This is a genomic window from Nocardia exalbida NBRC 100660, assembly GCF_000308575.1.
In the GTDB taxonomy this organism is placed as follows: domain Bacteria; phylum Actinomycetota; class Actinomycetes; order Mycobacteriales; family Mycobacteriaceae; genus Nocardia; species Nocardia exalbida.
The window spans coordinates 1-19,241 of sequence record NZ_BAFZ01000108.1; the positions used below are offsets into that span (position 1 = coordinate 1).

6 protein-coding genes and 1 pseudogene are annotated in these 19,241 nt (G+C 70.3%); 2 read left to right on the top strand and 5 right to left on the bottom strand.

Annotation, left to right across the window (positions count from 1 at the left end; translation table 11 throughout):
* Window positions 1-422 (top strand): annotated as a pseudogene (locus tag ON29_RS25185) (hypothetical protein); the annotation flags it as partial.
* Here ON29_RS25185 and ON29_RS25190 read toward each other — a convergent pair.
* Window positions 394-714, bottom strand: a complete 321-nt coding sequence (locus ON29_RS25190) for a hypothetical protein (protein WP_040870108.1) — start codon at window positions 712-714, stop codon at window positions 394-396. The pseudogene ON29_RS25185 and the gene ON29_RS25190 sit on opposite strands and share 29 nt — an antisense overlap.
* 246 nt (window positions 715-960) lie before the next feature.
* On the opposite strand from ON29_RS25190, the gene ON29_RS25195 reads away from it, so the two are divergent.
* Window positions 961-1,296 (top strand): RNA polymerase-binding protein RbpA, encoded by a 336-nt coding sequence (locus ON29_RS25195; protein ID WP_040779429.1) that lies wholly within the window; start codon window positions 961-963, stop codon window positions 1,294-1,296.
* A 72-nt stretch (window positions 1,297-1,368) separates the two neighbouring features.
* Here the strand turns inward: ON29_RS25195 and ON29_RS25200 are convergent, their stop codons facing one another.
* The 4 genes from ON29_RS25200 to lnt all read right to left on the bottom strand — a co-directional run bounded on the left by ON29_RS25200 (window position 1,369) and on the right by lnt (window position 18,902).
* On the bottom strand, window positions 1,369-2,151 hold the full coding sequence (locus ON29_RS25200; RefSeq protein WP_040870144.1) for an ABC transporter permease: 783 nt from the start codon (window positions 2,149-2,151) through the stop codon (window positions 1,369-1,371).
* Window positions 2,152-2,240: 89 nt separating this feature from the next.
* Window positions 2,241-3,233, bottom strand: a complete 993-nt coding sequence (locus ON29_RS25205) for a daunorubicin resistance protein DrrA family ABC transporter ATP-binding protein (RefSeq protein WP_040870110.1) — start codon at window positions 3,231-3,233, stop codon at window positions 2,241-2,243.
* Entirely contained in the window at window positions 3,230-16,873 is a 13,644-nt protein-coding gene (locus ON29_RS25210; RefSeq protein ID WP_040870112.1) for a non-ribosomal peptide synthetase, read from the bottom strand. The genes ON29_RS25205 and ON29_RS25210 overlap by 4 nt, the downstream gene beginning before the upstream one ends.
* A 379-nt stretch (window positions 16,874-17,252) precedes the next feature.
* Window positions 17,253-18,902 (bottom strand): apolipoprotein N-acyltransferase, encoded by a 1,650-nt coding sequence (lnt, locus tag ON29_RS25215; protein WP_051175573.1) that lies wholly within the window; start codon window positions 18,900-18,902, stop codon window positions 17,253-17,255.
* Between the last annotated feature and the right edge of the window lie 339 nt (window positions 18,903-19,241).

The following is a 19,241-nucleotide window of genomic DNA, read 5'->3' on the forward strand; positions in this document are numbered from 1 at the left end:
ATCTCGCGCCGCGCGACGCCATGGGCGGCATGCCGATCACGCACTGGAGCACCGTCGGCGGTGACCTGCGCGTTCCGCATTTCGTCGGACTGCACGGCATCCAGGTGCTGCTGGTGGTGGCCGTCACCCTCGCCTGGCTCGCGCCGCGCTACCGCTGGCTGCGTACGGAACGCGCCCGCGCGGCCGTCGTGGGTGTGCTCGCGGCCGGGTACGCCGGTCTGCTGGCGCTGGTCTTCTGGCAGGCGATGCGCGCTCAGTCACTGGTCCACCCGGACCCGGCCACCTGGCTGGCGGCAGGCGGGCTCGTCGCGACCGTCGGAGCACTGCTCGGTGCGGTGTACCTGCGCCACCGCGACACCGGAGCCGCGCACCGCCACCCGGCAGCGGGGCCGGTCAGCGCAGACGTTCCGCGTCACGGGTGAGCGCGACCAGAGTCCGGCCGAGCGCGGCCAGCTCCTCGGGCGTCGCGCCCTCCCCGATGGCGGTGGCGACGTCCTCGGCGGCGCAGCGGGCCGCGAACCAGCGATCGGCCAGGTCGGCGGCCTCCTGGGCACTGAGCACCACCGCGTCGTCGGGAATTCCGGTTCCCTTCAAGCTGTTGCGGTGTTCGTAGGCGCGTTGGCGACAGGACTGGCGGCAGTACCGGCGACGGCGGCCGGCCTCCGATTCCACGATCTCCCGCCCACACCACTGGCAGGACAAGCGGCGCGACATGACGCAGAACACTAATCGCTCGCCACCCGCGATCCGCTCAGCGACCCCCGCCGCGAATCACCCGGCCTCGGGCGTGGCGAGGCCTGCGCGACGCGGGCACTACAATGGAACGGTTCACCGCGGCCGCGTCGGGAACTATCGGCGCAGGCCCGATCGTTGTACGTAAGGTCCGGCGGGTGCCCCCGCGCACTCGTGCGGACACGGTCGCAGCGCACGAAGACTCGAGCACACAGGGAGAGGCACACCATGGCAGATCGCGTACTCCGAGGCAGTCGGCTCGGAGCGGTGAGCTACGAGACCGATCGCGACCACGACCTGGCTCCGCGTCGGATCGCCCGGTACCGGACCGACAACGGCGAGGAATTCGATGTTCCCTTCGCCGACGACGCCGAGATCCCGCCGACCTGGCTGTGCCGCAACGGCCAGGAGGGCGTGCTGATCGAGGGCACCAGCCAGGAGACCAAGAAGGTCAAGCCGCCGCGCACGCACTGGGACATGCTGCTGGAGCGCCGCAGCAAGGAGGAGCTCGAGGAGTTGCTCAAGGAGCGCCTCGAACTGCTCAAGACCCGCCGCCGCGCCTGACGGTCCGCGCTTCACGGACAACGGCCGCCGCATCATCGGATGCGGCGGCCGTTCGTGTCTCGCACACACCGGTCAGCGACTGGCCACCTTGCGGTAGCGCAGCAGCGCCAGCGGCACAGCGACCACGAGGATCGCCACCGAGCAGGCCACCGCGTACTCGACGCAGTGGTCGGCGGCCCAGCCGGTGGGCGGGACGAACGTGGGCGGCGAGTCGTTGTCGAACAACTTTCGCCCCGCCGCCGATACCGCGGTGATCGGATTCCACTCGGCGATCGTGCGCAGCGGGCCGGGCAGCGTCTCGGCCGAGATGAACGCCGAGGAGATGAACGTCAGCGGGAACAGCCAGATCAGCCCGGCGCTCTGCGCCACCTCGACGGTCGGTGACAGCAAACCGGTCAGCGCGCCGATCCAGGACATCGCGAACGCGAACAGCAGGATCACCGCGAACGCCAGCACGGCATCGGTGACGCTGCCGTGAATGCGCCAGCCGACCACGTACCCGCATCCGACCATCACCGCCAGGCTCAGGATGTTCACCACGAGGTCCGACAGCGTGCGGCCCATCAGCACGGCCAGCCGTGACATCGGCAGCGCCCGCATCCGGTCGATGATGCCCTTCTGTAAGTCCCCGGCCAGTCCGACCGTGGTGAACGCGGCATTGAACGCGACCGTCTGGGTGAAGATGCCCGCGAGCAGGAATTCCCGGTACTGGCCCCCGCCCAGTGAGGCGCCGAAGATGTAGGCGAACAGGAACACGAACATCAGCGGCTGGATCGTCGCGGTCACCAGCAGCGTGGGCACGCGCAGGATGGTCAGCAGATTGCGGTGGGCGACGATCGCGCTGTCCCGGAACAGCCGCAGGCGCGGAGCGGAATTCGGCTGCGCGGCGGCTTTTCTCGGCTCCGGCTCCGCCTTCGGGGTGGCCTCCCCCACCATTGCCGTGCTCACGACATGATCTCCTCTTGTACGTCGTCGGTCTCCGGTTCCGTGGCGGGCGCGCCTCCCGGTTTGCCGGTGAGGGAAAGGAATACGTCGTCGAGGCTCGGCCGGTGCACGTTCGCGTCGACCACGCAGACACCCGCGTCGTCGAGCCTGCGCAGTGCCTCCACCATGGTGCGCGAACCGTCGCCGACCACCACCGACACCTCGTCGGTGCCCGCCTCGTGGCCGGGCTCGCCGACGCCGATCTGCGCCAGGACGACCAGCGCGGGCTCGGCGGCCTGCCCGGCGGCCAGGGTGACGGTGAGGCGGTCGCCACCGATCGAGGTCTTCAGCTCGTCGGCCGAGCCGCGGGCGATGACCCGCCCGTGGTCGATGACGGTGATGCGGTCGGCCAGCAGGTCGGCCTCTTCGAGATACTGCGTGGTGAGCAGCACCGTGGTCCCGTCGTCGACGAGCTCGCCGATCACCCGCCACATGTCCAGCCTGCCGCGCGGGTCCAGACCGGTGGTCGGCTCGTCCAGCACCACCACGGCGGGCCTGGCGACCAGCGCGCCGGCGAGGTCGAGCCGCCGGGCCATGCCACCGGAGTAGGTTCCTGCCCTGCGGTGCGCGGCGTAGTCGAGCCCGAGGACGCCGAGCAGTTCGGTGGCCCGGGCCGAGGCCTGGCGTTGCGACATCCCGTACAGCCGGGCCACCATGCGCAGGTTCTCGTAGCCGGACAGGTTGCCGTCGACGGCGGCGTACTGGCCGGACAGGCCGATCCTTTTGCGCGCCGCGGCGGGATCGCGCAGCACGTCGATCCCCGCTACCCGCACCGACCCGGCGGACGGTTTCAGCAGCGTGGTGACGATCCGCACGGTCGTCGTCTTACCCGCGCCGTTCGGGCCGAGCAGGCCCATCACGGTGCCGGTGGGGATTCGTAGGTCGACCTCGTCCAGCACGCGGACCCGGCCGTAGTTCTTCACCAGGCCGGTTACCTCCACCGCGAAGCTCACCTGGGCGTCTCCTTCGTCTCCAGCCACCTCCGCAGCACCGGCCCGATCACCGCCAGCGCGTCCGGGGTGGTCATCGCGGAATGCGCGCAGCGCAGCTCGTGGTCATGGACGGCGCCGGTGACGTGCGGCTGCCAGGCGTCGGCGCGCCGGTCGGGGTCGTTCCGGTTGACCGGGTCGTCGCCCGCGGTGAAGAACAGCAAATCGCCGTCGAACGGCCGGGGCCGGAAGCTGTGCGCGAGCACGGTGCCGTTCTCGTAGCCCGCGTAGAGCCGCTCCAGATGCTCCACGGTCAGCGCCGCGAACGGCCCGGACCGGGCGCGCAGCAGTTCGGCCGCGTCCCGCAGACTCATGTCCGGATCGATCTCGCCATCGAGGTCGTCGTTGCCGAATTCTCCGACGATCTCGGCGACGCTCGGGGTCGCGTGCGCGAGCAATTCGTCGGACAGCCGGTAGCTGTCCATCATCGACAGCAAGGCGACCTCCTCGCCCGCCTCTTGCAGCTGCACCGCCATCTCGTGGGCGATCAGCCCGCCGAGCGACCAGCCGAGCAAGTGGTAGGGGCCCTCCGGTTGGATCTGCTTGATCGCGGCCACGTAGTGACCCGCGGCCTCGGCGATCGACTCGTAGCTGTCCTCCCCCGCGACGTGCGGAGCCTGCAAGCCGTAGACCGGCCGATCCGCAGGCAGGTGCGCGAGCAACCCCGAGTAGCACCATGCCAATCCGATCGCCGGATGCACGCAGAACAACGGCGCCTGACTCGCCGCGGTGCTCGGCCGGATCGGCAGCACCGGCGCGAGCATCGCCGCCACCGCGCTGCCCGAGGACGCGTCCGCCCCGTCCAGCCGCGCCGCGATCGCCGCGGGCGTCGCGTCGCCGAACATCAACTGCACCGGCAGATCGATACCCGTCTCCCGCACGTGCGCGACCACTTTCGTGGCCAGCAGCGAGTTGCCGCCGAGTTCGAAGAAGCCATCGTCGACGCCCACCGACTCCACACCGAGTACCTCGGCGAAGGCCGCGCACAACGCCTCCTCCGCGGGGGTGCACGGTGCGCGGTAGCCCTCGCCCGCGGTGAACACCGGCTCCGGCAGCTTCGCGCGATCCAGCTTGCCCACCGGGCTGAGCGGCACCTCGTCGAGCAACATGATCGACTGGGGGACCATGTAGTTCGGCATCAATCCGGTCAGGTGCCCGGTCAACTCGGCCGCGGTGAGCGTCACCCCGTCGCGCGCCTTCACATACGACACCAGCGCCGTCGCGCCGGCCGGGGTGCGATGCCCGATGGTGGTCGAGAACGCCACCGCGCCATGGCGGGCGAGCGCGGCGTCGACCTCGCCGAGTTCGATGCGGAAGCCGCGGATCTTGACCTGATGGTCGGTGCGGCCGACGTACTCGATCTCCGGCGCGGCATCCACCGCCGCCCCGTGCTCGCGCGACCCGGCCCACCAGCGCACCAGATCGCCGGTGCGGTACATCCGCTCCCCCGGCTTGCCGAACGGATTGGCGACGAACCGCTGGGCGGTCAATCCCGGACGGTTCAGGTAGCCGCGGGCCAGCGCGTCACCGGCCAGGTGCAGTTCACCGGTCACCCCGAGCGGAGCCGGATGCAGCCGCGCGTCCAGGATCGCCGCGTTCACGCCACGGATGGGTCCGCCGATGGTGATCGGCTCGCCGGGTGTCATCGGCTGGGAGATGACCGTGACGATGGTGGTCTCGGTCGGACCGTAGACGTTGTACAGGCTGCGGCCGGGCGCCCATCTGGTCACCAGGTCCGGCGGCAGCGCTTCACCGCCGACCAGCACGTGCTGCAACTCGCGCAGGCCGGTGGGGTCGACCGTGCCGAGGGCGGAGGTGGTGATGAACGCGTGGGTGATCCGTTCCGCGGCGAACACCTGCCGCAGATCGTCGCCGCCGACCACGCCGCCGGGCGTGATCACCAGGGTCGCCGCGCCGCCGAGGGACAGCAGCAGATCGAGCATCGCGGCGTCGAAGCTCGGAGTGGCGAAGTGCAGCACGCGGCATCCCGGCTGGACGTCGAACCGGTGGGCGGTCTCGGCGGCGAAGTTCGACAATCCGCCGTGCGTGACCATCACGCCCTTCGGTGTGCCGGTGGAGCCGGAGGTGTAGATCACGTACGCCGGGTTGTCGATGCGCAGTGGAGCGAGGCGCTCGGTGTCGGCGATCGGCGCGTCCGGCGCGTCGAGCACCCGCGCGCGGAAGGCCGGATCGTCGAGCACGATCCACTCCGTGCCCTCGGGCAGCTCGCCGCGGTAACTCGCCAGTGTGATACCCAGCGCCGCACCGGAATCCGACAGCATGTGGGTGATGCGCTGCTGCGGGTACAACGGGTCGACCGGCACGAACGCCGCCCCGGCCTTGGCCACCGCGAGCACGGTCGCCACCGACTCGATCGATCGCGGGATACCGAGCGCCACCAGGGTTTCCGGGCCGACGCCACGGGCGATGAGCACCCGCGCCAGCCGGTTGGTCCAGCGATCGAGGGCGTCGTAGGTCACCTCGGTGCCGTCGGAGACCAAGGCGACGGCGGCGCGATCGACGCTCGCGGCCTGCTCGAACACCTCGGGGAAGGTGATCGGCCGGTCCGGTTTCCCTCCGCGTACCGGAGCCAGCCCCGACCACTCGGCTGGGTCGAGCAGCTCCAGATCGCCCACCGCGGTGGTCGGGCTCGCGGCGATCGCGGCGAGCAGCCGGGCAAGGCGCTTGCCGAGCCGCTGGGCGGTCGGCTCGTCGAACAGATCCCGCGCGTAGTTCACCGACACCGTGATGCCGGCCGGATCTCGGTGCGCGGTCTGCGTTTCGGTCAGGGTGAACTGGAGATCGAACTTCGCGATCCCGGTGTCGATGTCCGCGGCCTCGATGCGCATCCCCGGCAGGTCCAGCCCCCCGACCGGCTCGTTGCGGACCGAGAGCATCACCTGGAACATCGGATGGTGCGCCTGGGACCTGGCCGGATTGAGCACCTCCACGAGACGTTCGAACGGCAGGTCCGCGTGGGCGAAGGCGTCCAGGTCGGTTTCGCGCACCGTGTGCAGCAAGTCGGTGAACCGGGCGCCCGGGTCGATCCGTGTGCGCAGCACGAGGGTGTTGACGAACATGCCGACCAGCCGGTCCAGCGCGGGATGACCGCGGCCCGCGATCGGGGTGCCGACGGTGATGTCGTCGGTAGTGGTCATCCGGTGCAGCAGCACCGCGAGCGCGGCGTGCAGGACCATGAACAGGCTGACGTTGTTGCTGCCCGCGATCGTCTGCAGCTCGCGGTGGGTGACCGGGTCCACCGCGCACTCGACGGTGCCGCCCCGGTAGGACGGAGCGGGCGGGCGCGGGCGGTCGGCGGGCACGGTCAGCAACTCGGGGATGCCGTCCAGGGCCTGCCGCCAGTAGGCCAGCTGCCCGCTCACCGCCGAGTCCGGGTCGTCCTCGCTGCCGAGCACGTCCTGCTGCCACAGGGTGTAGTCGGCGTACTGCACCTCCGGCTCCGGCAAGTCCGGTGCGCCGCCGCCGCGAGCGGCGCGATAGGCCACCGCGACGTCGGCGGCCATCGGCTCGAGCGACCAGCCGTCCATCGCGATGTGGTGCACGACCACGACGAGAACATGCTGCGCCGGTTCGTCGGCGCCGCTCGGCACCGAGATCAGCGCCGCACGGATCGGCACGGTGGTGGCCAGATCGAATCCCGGTGCGACGAAACGCCGTACGGCGGTCTCGATCTCCTCCGGACGCGCGGTCATCCGCGCCAGCGGGATCGCCGCCTCGGCCGGGTCGAGCACGACCTGGGCGGGTGCGCCGTCGGTCTCCGGGAACACCGTGCGCAGGGTTTCGTGCCTGACCTGCACCGCACGCAGCGCCGAGACCAGCGCGCCGACATCCAGGTCGCCGGTCATGCGCAGCACGAGCGGGATGTTGTAGGCGCCCGCCGACTGTCCCCCGCTCGACCCGCCCGCGTTGAACCGGTTGAGGAACCACAGCCGCCGTTGCGCGGCCGACAGCGGTATGCGCTCCGGGCGTTCCCTGCGCACCAGCGCGGGGCGGTCCGCGTCGGACGCCGCACCCGTGTCCAGCAGCTCGGCGAGTCCGGCGACCGTCGGCGTGGCGAACACGGCGCGCACGGCGAGCCGCACGTTCGTCGCGGCGGCCAGCCGCGCGACGAGCTGGGTCGCCAGCAACGAGTTGCCGCCGATGTCGAAGAAGTTGTCGTCGGCGTGCACACCCTCGGCCCCGATCAACTCGCCCATCACGGCGGCGACCAAGCGCTCCGTGTCGGTCCGGGGCGCACGACCGGTCGAATCGCCGACGGACTGCGGCTCGGGCAGTGCGCCGACGTCCAGCTTCCCGACGGGGGTGAGCGGGATGGTGTCCAGCACGGTGACACCGGAGGGCACCATGTGCGTGGGCAGCCGGTGCGCGACGAACGCGCGCAGCGCTTCGGTGTCCACCCCGGCCGTGCGGTCGGCGGGCTGGACGAAGGCGATGATCCGGTCGGCGCCCGCGATGCGGCGCACCTCGGTGTGCGCGAATCGCACCGACGGGTGTTCGCCGAGCGCGGCGGTGATCTCGCCGAGTTCGACACGGAAACCGCGCAGTTTCACCTGGTGGTCGCTGCGCCCGAGGTAGACCAGCTCGCCCGAGGCGTTCCAGCGCACCACGTCGCCGGTCCGGTACATCCTGGCGCCGGCGGGGCCGTGCGGATCGGCCACGAAACGTGTCGCGGTGAGGCCGAATCGGTCGAAGTACCCGCGTGCGACGCCATGCCCCGAGAGGTACAACTCGCCGGGGACGCCGACCGGTACCGGGCGCAGCCGCTCGTCGAGAACCGATGCCCGGGCACCCCGCACCAGGGTGCCGATGGTGATCGGCTCACCGGCGCGCATCGGGCCGGAGATGGTGATGACCACCGTGGTCTCGGTGGGCCCGTACACATCGCACATCACCCGTCCCGGCGCCCACCGCGACACCAGGTCCGGCGCCACCGCCTCGCCGCCGACCATGAGCGCCCGCATATGCGGCAGCGGCCACCGTTCGTGGTCGATCGTGGCCAGTGCGGCCGGGGTCATGAAGCCGTGCGAGACGCGCTCGCGTTCCATCAGCGCGGCCAGCTCGTCGCCGCCGTAGATGTCGGTCGGGCAGATCACCATCGCCGCGCCCGCCCCCAGTGCGATCAACAGGTCCAGGATCGCCGCGTCGAAACTCGGCGTCGCGAAGTGCAGTGTGCGGGAATGCTCGTCGACGCCGATGCGGTCGCGGATCTCGTCGGCCAGGTTGGCCAGACCGCTGTGGGTCACCGCGACGCCCTTCGGCGTTCCGGTCGACCCCGAGGTGTAGATCAGATAGGCCAGATCGGCCACCTGGATGGTGCGCGAACGCTCGCGGTCGTGGATCGGGGCGTCGTCGTGGCCTTCGAGTTCGGCGGCGAACTCGGGGCGGTCCAGCAGCAACCACTCGATGTCGCGCCCCGCCGGGGCGCCCTCGCGCAGGTGCCGCACATGCGTGGTGATCGCGACGCCGGTCGCGCAACCGGAGTCGGCGAGCATGTGCCGGATGCGGTCGGCGGGGTACTTCGGGTCGACCGGGACGAACGCCGCGCCGGACTTCGCCGCCGCCAGCATCGCCACCACCGAATCGGTCGAGCGGGTGAGCCCGAGCGCCATCCGCGTCCCCGGACCGAGTCCGCGCGCGATCAGCGCGCGCGCCAGGCGATTGGAGCGCCGGTCGAGCTCGGCATAGGTGAGTGACGTCGTGCCCGCGCACAGCGCCGTGTGGTGTGGATACCGCTGCGCGGTCGCGGTGAAGTACTCGGCCAGCGTGCACGGCGGGGCCGCCGGGCCGCCCCGCGCGGGGGCGAGGGTGCGGCGCTCGTGGTCGGTGCGCGCGTCGACGTCGCGGATCAGTACGCGCGGGTCGCCGGTGACGGCGGTGAGCACGCGCAAGAATCGGTCCGCCAGCGTCTCGATCGTCATCGCGGCGAAAAGCTCGGCGGCGTAGATGAATTCGAAGACGCTGTCCGCCTCGCCCGCGATGGACCCCGGCCGGCCGGTGTCGTTCGCGACGCGCAGCTCCAGATCGAACTTCGCGGACGCGATGTCCAGCGGCTCCGCGCGCAGTGCGAGACCGGGCAGTTCCAGCGTCGGCGCCGGACCGTCCTGCACGCTCAGTGCGACCTGGAACAGCGGGTGCCTGCCCGAGGAGCGGGCTTCGGCGCCGAATTCGTCCACGATGCGCTCGAACGGGATGTCGGCATGCGCCAGCGCGGCCAGCTCGGTGTCCCGATCGGCGCGCAGCAGATCGGTGAAGCTGCGGTCCGGATCGACGTCGGAGCGCAGCACCAACGTGTTCACGAACATGCCGACCAATCGGTCGAGCTTGGTGTCGGTGCGCCCCGCCACGGGGGTGCCGATCACGATGTCGCGACCACCGGTGACACAGCGCAACAGCACCGCGAACGCCGAACGCAGCACCATGAACTTGCTGACGCCGCGCTCGCGGGCCAGCGCGGCGAGTTCGCGCTGCACCTGTTCCGGCACCGTGAAACGCACCGTCCCGGCCTGCTGGGTCGGCTCCGCGGGCCGCGGCCGGTCATACGGCAGCGGCAGCTGATCGGGGAGGTCGGCCAGCGCGGTGCGCCAGTACTCCAGTTGGGTCGCCGCGGCACTGTCCGGATCGCTCTCCTCACCGAGGCAGGCACGCTGCCAGAGTCCGAAGTCGGCGTACTGCACCGGAAGCGGCGTCCACGACGGCGCCTCGCCCTCGTGCCGTGCCGCATAGGCGGCGGCCAGGTCCCCGGTGAGCGGGCCGAGCGACCAGCCGTCGGCCGCGATGTGGTGCAGCACGACACCGAGCAGGTAGCGCTCGGGCGAGGTGCGCAGCAGCGACAGCCGCAGGGGCGGCTCACCGGTGAGGTCGAACCCGTTGTGCGCCAGTGCTTCCAGGGCAGCCTTCGCGCCGGAGTCGTCGATGTCGGTGACCGCCACCTCCGGCAGTGCGCGCTCGACCGGCAGGACCACCTGCTGGGCGCCTTCAGCGTCCTCCGGGAAGACGGTGCGCAGCACCTCGTGCCGCCGCAGCACATCGGCGAGCGCTTCGCGCAGTGCGGGCACGTCGAGATCACCGGCAACGCGGATCACGAAAGCGATGTTGTAGGCACTCGATTCGGGCGCGAATCGGTTGAGGAACCACAAACGCTGCTGCGGCAGCGACAATGGAATACGTCCCGGACGCGGTGTCCGCACCGCCAGCGCCGGCCGCTGCGTCCGGGGCGCTCGATCCAGTTGCCCGGCGATCCCGGCGACCGTAGGCGCCTCGAAGATCGACCGCACCGGCAGCTCCACACCGAACTCCGCGTGCAGCGCGGCGGCGAGCCGGGTGGCCAGCAGCGAGTTGCCGCCGAGATCGAAGAAGCTGTCCTCGGCTCCGAGGACCGGGCGTCCGAGCACCCCGCCGAACACGCCCGCCACGCCCAGCTCCAGCGCGGTGCTCGGCGGGCGGGAGGTTCCCGCGGCCGCGAACACCGGCGCGGGCAACGCCTTTCGATCCAGCTTGCCCGCGGGGGTGACCGGGATCTCGTCGAGCACCGCCACCGAGGCGGGCACCATGTAGCCGGGCAGCTGCCTGCGCGCGGTCTCCAGCACGGCCCGCGTCTCGACCGGCCGGTCGGCCGTGACATACGACGCCAGCCGTACCTGGCCGTGCTCATCGGTGTGCACCACGGTGAGCGCGAACCGGATGCCGGGATGCAGGCGCAGCACATTGTCGATCTCGCGCAGTTCGATGCGGAAGCCGCGGATCTTGATCTGGTCGTCCGCGCGTCCGAGGAACCGCAGCCGCCCCGTCCGCTCCACGACGACCAGATCGCCGGTGCGGTACATCCGCTCCCCGCGCCTGCCGTGCGGGTTGGCCACGAACCGCTGCGCGGTCAGGGCGAAACGTCCGTGGTAGCCGCGGGCGACGCCGGGACCCGACACGTACAGCTCGCCGGGCGTGCCCGGCGGCACCGGGTGCAAACGGTTGTCCAGCACGAACAGTCGCATGCCGCGGACGGGCGAACCGAGCGGCACCGGGCGACCCGGCTCCATCGGCCCGCTCGCGGTCGCGGCGACGGTGGCCTCCGAGGGACCGTACATGTTGTGCATACGATGCCCGGCGGTCCAGGTCTCGACGAGTTCCTCCGAGCAGGCGTCACCGCCGACGATGACCGTCTCCAGCTCGTCGAGCCCCTCGTTCGGCACGGTGGCCAGCGCGGCGGGAGTGACGAAGGCGTGGGTGACCCGCTCATCGCGCAGCAGTGTGGCCAGCTCGGCGCCGCCGTACATGCCCGAGGGGGCGATCACCATCGTGGCGCCCGCGGCGAAGCCGAGCAGCATCTCCAGCACCGATGCGTCGAAGCTGGGCGAGGAGAAGTGCAGCGTACGCGCCGCGTCCGAGATGCCGAACAGGTAGTTCTGCTCGGCGGCGAGGGACGCGATGCCCGCGTGGGTCACCACGACCGCTTTCGGCATGCCGGTGGACCCGGAGGTGTAGATGAGGTAGGCCGGGTGGCTCACCCGCATCGGGTGGTGGCGCTCGTCGTCGGTGATCGGGTCCGCCGGGCGGCCCGACGACTCCGCGGTCAGTTCGCCGGAGCCCAGGACCAGCCAGTCGGCCTCACCTTTGCGATGCTTGCCCCGCGAGGGCCACGCGGGCAGGGCCGCCAGGCAATCGGAGTCGGTCAGGCCGAGCATCGCGCCGGAGTCACCGATCATGTGCGCGATGCGCTCAGTCGGGTAGTTCGGGTCGACGGGCACATAGGCCGCACCGGTTTTGGCGACGGCCCAGATCGCGGTGATCGCGTCGAGACCGCGCGGCAGCGCGATCGCGACGACCGTCTCGGGCCCGGCGCCGTGCTGGATGAGGGCGCGCGCCAGCGTGTTCGAGCGCTCGTCGAGTTCGCGGTAGGTGGTGTCGGCACCGAGGTAGCGCACCGCCACCGCGTCCGGCAGCCGGCGCGCGGTGGCGGTGAGCAAGGTGGCCAGGGTGATCGGCGGCTCGGCCGGCGCGCCCGCGATGGGCACGAGGTTCTCGGTTTCCCTGCGGTCCAGGATCGGCAGGTCGCCCACCGGAAGCTCCGGGGCCGCCACGCCGCCCGCCAGCACCGCGATGAACCGGCGGGCGAACGACTGCACCGTGGATTGGTCGAAAACATCGGTGGTGTAGCCGAATTCGGCCGACAGCGGGCCGTCGCCCGAGTCGTCGTGGACGACCAGCTGCAGATCGAACTTGGCGACGTCCGAAGCGATCGGCAGCACCTCGGCGCGCACCCCGGGCAGATCGATCCGCAGGTCCGGCGCGTGGTCGTAGGACAGCATCACCTGGAACAACGGGTGCCGCGACGGGGAACGCTCCGGGTTGACCACCTCGACAAGCCGCTCGAACGGCACGTCGGCGTTGGCGAAGGCGTTGAGATCGGTCTCGCGCACCACGTCGAGCATGCGGTCGAATCCGACCGCCGGGTCGACCGCGGTTCGCAGGACGAGGGTGTTGACGAACATGCCGACCAGGTCGTCGAGCGCCGGATCGGAGCGGCCCGCGATCGGGGTGCCGATCGCGATGTCATCGCTCGCGCACAGCCGCGACAGCAACGTCGCCAGCGCCGCGTGCAGCACCATGAACATGCTCACGCCCCGGCTGGCCGCGAGTTCGATCGCGCCCCGGCGGATCTCGGCCGGGATGGCGAACTCGACCCGGCCGCCGACGGTCGATCTGCGTAGCGGGCGCGGGCGATCCAGCGGCAGGTCGAGCTGCTCGGGCAGGCCGGCCAGCGCCGAGCGCCAGTGGGTGAGCTGCCTGCTGAGGGCGCTGCCCGGGTCCGACTCCTCGCCGAGCAGTTCGCGCTGCCAGAGCGCGAAATCGGCGTACTGCACCGGCAGTTGCGTCCACTGCGGCGCGACACCGTTCGCGCGCGCGGCCACCGCCGTCATCAGGTCCTTGGCCAACGGTGCGATGGACCAGCCGTCACCGCAGATGTGATGCAACACGATGAGGAAGACGTGCCGCTGCGGACCGGTGCGGTAGAGCGCCACCCGGATCGGGGCCTGGCGGCGCAGATCGAAGCCGTACCCGGCGAATTCGGTCGCCAGTTCCGCCACATCGGATTCGGCCGCATCGATCGGGTCGAGCGTCAGCGGGATCGCCTCGGCCGGGTGGATCAGCTGGCAGGGCCCGTCCGGCGACTCCGGGAAGGTGGTGCGCAGGCTCTCGTGCCGTTCGATGACGTCCACCAGACCCGCCCGCAGCGCGGCCACATCCAGCGGCCCCTCCACCGCCACCGCCAGCGGCATGTTGTACGCGGCGGCATGCTCGGAGAACCGGTTCAGGATCCACAGCCGCTGCTGTGCCTGCGACAGCGGGATCCGCTCCGGTCGTTCGGCGGGCGCCAGCCGCGGTGAGGAGACGTCGGCGGTCTGCGTGGCGAAGCGACGGGTGAGCGCGTCGATCGTCGCGGCCTCGAACAGATCGCGGATGGTCAGCGCGGTGCCGAGCGCGGCGTTGATCCTGGACACCGCCCGCGCGGCGATGAGCGAGTTGCCGCCCAGATCGAAGAAGTTGTCCTCGACGCCGACCTCGGTGTCGAGCACCTCGGCGAAGATGCCCGCGAGGACGCGCTCCACCTCGGTCCGCGGCTCGGCGATCGGCCGGATCGACCGCACGCTCGGCGCGGGAGCGGGCAGCGCTTTGCGATCGATCTTGCCGTTGGCGCTCAGCGGCAGCTCGTCGAGTTCCATCAGCGCGGAAGGCACCATGTACCCGGGCAGCGTGTGCCGCAGCGCGGTCAGCAGCGCCGCCGTGTCCAGCGGAGCGTCGTCGTCCTCGTGCTTCGCCGCGACCACGTAGGCGACCAGCTCGTCACCGGTGCGTCCGGTGTGCGCCACGCACACCGCGCGAGCGACCTTCGGGTCGTCGAGCAGTGCGGCCTCGATCTCGCCGAGCTCGATGCGCAGGCCACGGATCTTGACCTGGAAGTCGCTGCGGCCCAGGTATTCCAGCACACCGGGCTCGCCGCCGGAGCGGCCGATCTGCCAGCGCGCCAGGTCACCGGTGCGGTACATCCTGGCACCCGGGGTGAACGGATCGGCCACGAAACGGTCCGCGGTCAGCCACGGTTGCCTCAGGTAGCCGCGAGCCAGCTGGACTCCGGCGAGATACAGTTCGCCGACCACGCCGGGCGGGACGGGCTGCAACCGGTCGTCCAGCACATAGGTCTCGGTGTTCCACACCGGCGAGCCGATCGGCACGACGCTCGCGTCGGGTGGGCACGCCCAGTAGGTGACGTCCACGGCGGCCTCGGTCGGGCCGTACAGATTGTGCAGTTCGGCGGCCGGTAACGCCGCGTAGAACTCCCGCACGGTGGCGGCGGGCAGCGCCTCACCGCTGCAGAACACCCGGTGCAGGCAGGCGCAGCCGCTCAGATCGGCCTCGGTGACGAACACCGATAGCATGGACGGCACGAAATGCGCTGTCGTGATCCGTTTTTCGGAGATGATCCGGGCGAGGTACGCCGGGTCGCGGTGCCCGTCCGGTGCGGCGATCACCAATCGAGCGCCGATCTGCAACGGCCAGAAGAACTCCCACACCGAGACGTCGAAGGTGGCCGGGGTCTTCTGTAGTACCGCGTCACCGGGGGTGAGCGGATACTCGTGCTGCATCCAGCGCAGCCGGTTGACGATCGCGGCATGGGTTACGCCGACGCCCTTGGGTTTTCCGGTCGATCCCGAGGTGAAGATGACGTAGGCGAGGTGATCGGGACGCAGTGTGGCCTTGCGGTCGGCGTCGGTGATCGGCGCGTCGTCGAATCCGGAGACCCGGGCGGTGTCGATCTCCAGCCGGGAGACGGTCGCGGGCAGTTCGACATCGTCGCGGGACGCCGTGAGCACGCACAGCGGTTCGGCCTGACGCACGATCTGCCCGATCCGCTCGGCCGGATGCTCGGTGTCCAGCGGCAGATACGCCGCTCCCGCCTTGACGATGGCGTACATGCCGACCACCAGGTCGAGGCTGCGGCGCAGGCACAGACCGACCGTCGTATCGGGTCCGGCGCCGCGCGCGATCAGCAGCCTGGCCAGGCGGTTGGCGCGGGCGTCGAGTTCGGCGTAGGTCAGCGCCTCGGCACCGAATTCGAGCGCGACCGCGTCCGGGTCCGACGCGACGCGCTCGGCGAAGAGGCTCGCGAGCGTGCCGTCTTGCCGGGGCGCCGTGGTGGCGTTCCAGCCGTGCAGCACCTGTTCCCGCTCGGCGTGCGTGATCGCGCCGAGGGACTCGGCGGCCGACAGCGGATCGGCGGCCAGGAACCGGCCGAGGAAGTCCAGGTAGCGCGCATGGTGCACGCTCACTTCGGCCTCACCGTAGAGGCGGGGGTTTGCTTCGAAGTCGACGTGCAGGCGGCCGCCCGCGCCGTTGTAGACGTTGACCGAGAGATCCTCCACCGGGCCGGTGGCCAGCACGTGCATGGAACCGACCAGGCTGCCGAAACGCAGTTCGTCGTGGAACAGCATCAGGTTGACCATCGGGCCGAAGAATCCGCGCGCGTCACGGGAGTAGCCGCTGTCGCGCCGGATGTCGTCGTGGCGGTAGCGCTGATGACGTAAGGCGCCGGTGATCTGCAACTCGGCCGCCTTCACCAGGTCGCCGATCGTGGTCGCCTCGTCGAATCGCAGCCGGATCGGCACGACGTTGGAGATCACGCCCGCCGAGCGGCGCAGCGACACCGTGGTGCGCGCCGAGACCGGCAGGCTCAGGACCACGTCCGAGTTGCCCGTCACCGACCGCACGTACGCGGCCAGCGCGGCGACGAACACCGCCGAGTCGGTGGTGTTCCACGCGCTGGTCGCCGCCTCGATCGCGGCATGGTGGCCGTCGTCCAGCACGGCGGTGGCCAGCCTGCGGCCCGCGTCATGGGTGATGGTGCCGAGGCGGGCGCCACCGAGGCTCACCGGCTCGCCCACGCCCGACAGCTGCCCGAGCCAGTACTCGCGATCGTTCTGGAAACGACTGGAGTCGTGGTAGCGCGCCTCGTCGGCGTAGATCTCGGCCAGGGAGGTCGCCCGGGACGCGACCGGCTCGGTCCGATTCTCCAGCGCGGTGTAGATCTCCGCCGTGCGGGTGAGCGCGTTCATCGCGCCGTAGCCGTCGATGACGATGTGATGGGCGAACGAGTACCAGAGGTAGTCGGAGTCTCCGATCCGCAGCACCGCGTTGGAGGTCAGCGGGTCGCGTTCCAGGTCGATCGGCGAACTCGTGTGCTCGTGCATCCAGCGCAGCGCCGCCGCGTACGGATCGGCCTCGCCACGCAGGTCGATGCGGACCCAGCCCGGCCGGTGCACCGGGTCCACGATCTGATACGGAGTGCCATCTATCTCCACCATGCGAACTTGACCCACCTGGGTCTCCGCACCGAATCGCTCGATCGCGTACAGCAACCGCCCCTCGTCCAAGTCGCCGTGTATCTCGACGTACTGGGAGATCGTCAACGGTACGTCGGGGCGAATGCGCTGCGCGTACCAGAGGGCAGTCTGTGCGGGTGACAGAGCAAACGGTTGTGCAGAGAATTCGCCGGATGAACATTGGTCGACGCGATCCGTGGCCAATGAACTCATCAATCACTCCGTTCTGCCGCTGTTGACGCAACTCCCCGAGCACCACCCCAGCAAGCGCGCGCGCCAGCTGTAGGACGTGATCCACGCCCTATGATTCGGAGCGTCGCATCAACCGGATTGCCGACGTTTTGGATTTGTGTCACATCCAACGTCCTTGGCAGAAGGCCACTTTGGTTGGTTACATTTCCGCAAACATTGCGACTCGACTAGGTCGATCCGAAGCAAAACGGGCCCTGACCAGACCGTTCGATGGTACCCCGGCGAGCGCCTACGTTGTCTGGCGAACAGTGCGCAACTTAATTACGCACCTTCACTTCCGGGACAATGGGGGCAAGAACATACCAAATGTTCGGTTAACTTCCGGTCGGCGGGGAAAAATCTAGCGTTCGCCGACGAGACCGGGCGTCGGCCGGGCCCTGCGCGCAGCTCGCCGCCGGGCGACCGCGGCCAGCGCGGCGGCAGCCGTCAGAATAACGAAAATCCGCTCCGGCGCAGGACCTATTCGCGTTGCGAGAGTGGTGTCGTCCCGCAACGGAAGCTCCGCGACCAAAGCGGCGGGCACGAATAACGCGGTTTCCTGCCGGATAGTGCCGTCGGCGCTGATAATGGCGCTCACGCCCGAGGTGGCCGCGACGACCAGCGATCGTCCGTGCTCGACGGCACGAATGCGAGACATGGCCAGTTGCTGATAAGTCATCTCGCTGTCGCCGAAGGTCGCGTTGTTCGTCGGCACGGTGAGCAACTGCGCACCCGCGCGCAGCGCGTCCTCGAACGACCGGTCGAAGGCCACTTCATAGCACGTCGCGACACCGATGTCGATACCCGCCGCGTGCACAACTCCGTCACCATTTCCCGGTACGAAATATCCGGCCCGATCGGCGTATTCGGAGAAAAGCCGGAAAAAACTCCGCATCGGCAGGTATTCCCCGAAGGGCTGGATGATCTTCTTGTCGTGGCGCTCACCCGGGCCCGCCGCGCCATTCCACACCATCACCGAGTTGGTCGTCGTCCGGTCCTGGTTGATCAGCACGGCGCCGACCAGGATGGGCGCGCCGATCCGCTCGGAGGCCGCGGTGATCAGGGCGGCGGCGTCGGTATTGCGCAGCGGATCGATGTCGGAGGAGTTCTCCGGCCAGATCACCACATCGGGGCGCGGCGCGCGGCCCGCCGCCACCTCCTCGGCCAGTTCTTCGGTGCGCCGGACGTGGTTGTCCAGCACGGCCCGCCGTTGCGCGTTGAAGTCCAGCCCCAGGCGCGGCACGCTGCCCTGGATCGCCGCGACCGTGACCGTTCGGACGCCGACGTCCGGATCGGGCAGCGCGGATCGCAGCAGCAAACCGGTGAGCGGCACAACGAGCACGGTGAAAATCACCGCGGCGTATCCGAGTCGGGTCGCGGGACCGCGCACGGCGCCCGGTCCGAGCGGACCGGTCTCGTCAGCGCCGGTTTCGCACCCGCCTCCGGGGGTAAGCGAGGATTGGAGCAGGGCGACCAACGCCGCCGTAGCGGTACCGGTGAGCGCCACCGCGAACCCGACCAGCGGGGCGCCACCGACCGCTGCCAGCGACAGGAACCAACCGTCGGCCTGTCCGAACGCCAAACGCCCCCACGGGAACCCGCCGAACGGGAAGCTGGATCTGCCCCATTCGGCCGCCGTCCATGCCGATGCCACCCACAGCGGCCAGCCGGGCAACGTACCGACGAGCCGGCCGAGCAGACCGAAGACCCCCACGTACAGCCCGCAGACGAGGGACAGCGCCAGCCACGGCAGCGGCCCGACGTAGATGCCGGTCCACGGCAGCAGCGGCACGAAAAACGCCAGTCCGGCCAGCAATCCGTAGCCGAAGCCAGCCCGCAGCCGACCGTCGCCGCGTACGGCGAGGGTGAGTATCGCAACGCCGAGCGGCGCGAGAAACCACCACGGCCTGGGCGGAAAACTGCCGAACAACAGCAGTCCCGCGACGATCGCCGCCACCGAGCGCGCCGTCACCGGATGCCCGCGTAATACCGCGGACACCTTCCGCCCCATCCCTAGCGCTCGCTCCCGCACCATCACTCGGCCACTGCCCACCATCGGACCGGCGACCGCCGGTCAGCCGCCGACCGCCGTGGGGCCGACCGGCACGACGCCGGACGCACCCCACCGAAGGATCGCCGCTCGGCATATCCCGAACGACGAGATGATGTGGCGTTCGTCACACGAAAAGTCAAGGCCGCCACAAGCGGCCCGGCCGGGCAGCCCTCGGCGCACCGGTCGGACCGAGCCGGACCGGCGGCGATCTCACGCCGCACGACCGGCTCGACCCGAGCACGGCGCAGAACTACGCCAGCCACGACCGCATCCGGGCAATCGGGCGTCCACCTGAGA

Coding starts and splice junctions, on each gene's coding strand:
- ON29_RS25190 (WP_040870108.1), bottom strand. CDS start 714: ATGTCGCGCCGCTTGTCCTGCCAGTGGTGTGGGCGGGAGATCGTGGAA.
- ON29_RS25195 (WP_040779429.1), top strand. CDS start 961: ATGGCAGATCGCGTACTCCGAGGCAGTCGGCTCGGAGCGGTGAGCTAC.
- ON29_RS25210 (WP_040870112.1), bottom strand. CDS start 16,873: ATGAGTTCATTGGCCACGGATCGCGTCGACCAATGTTCATCCGGCGAA.
- lnt (WP_051175573.1), bottom strand. CDS start 18,902: ATGGGGCGGAAGGTGTCCGCGGTATTACGCGGGCATCCGGTGACGGCG.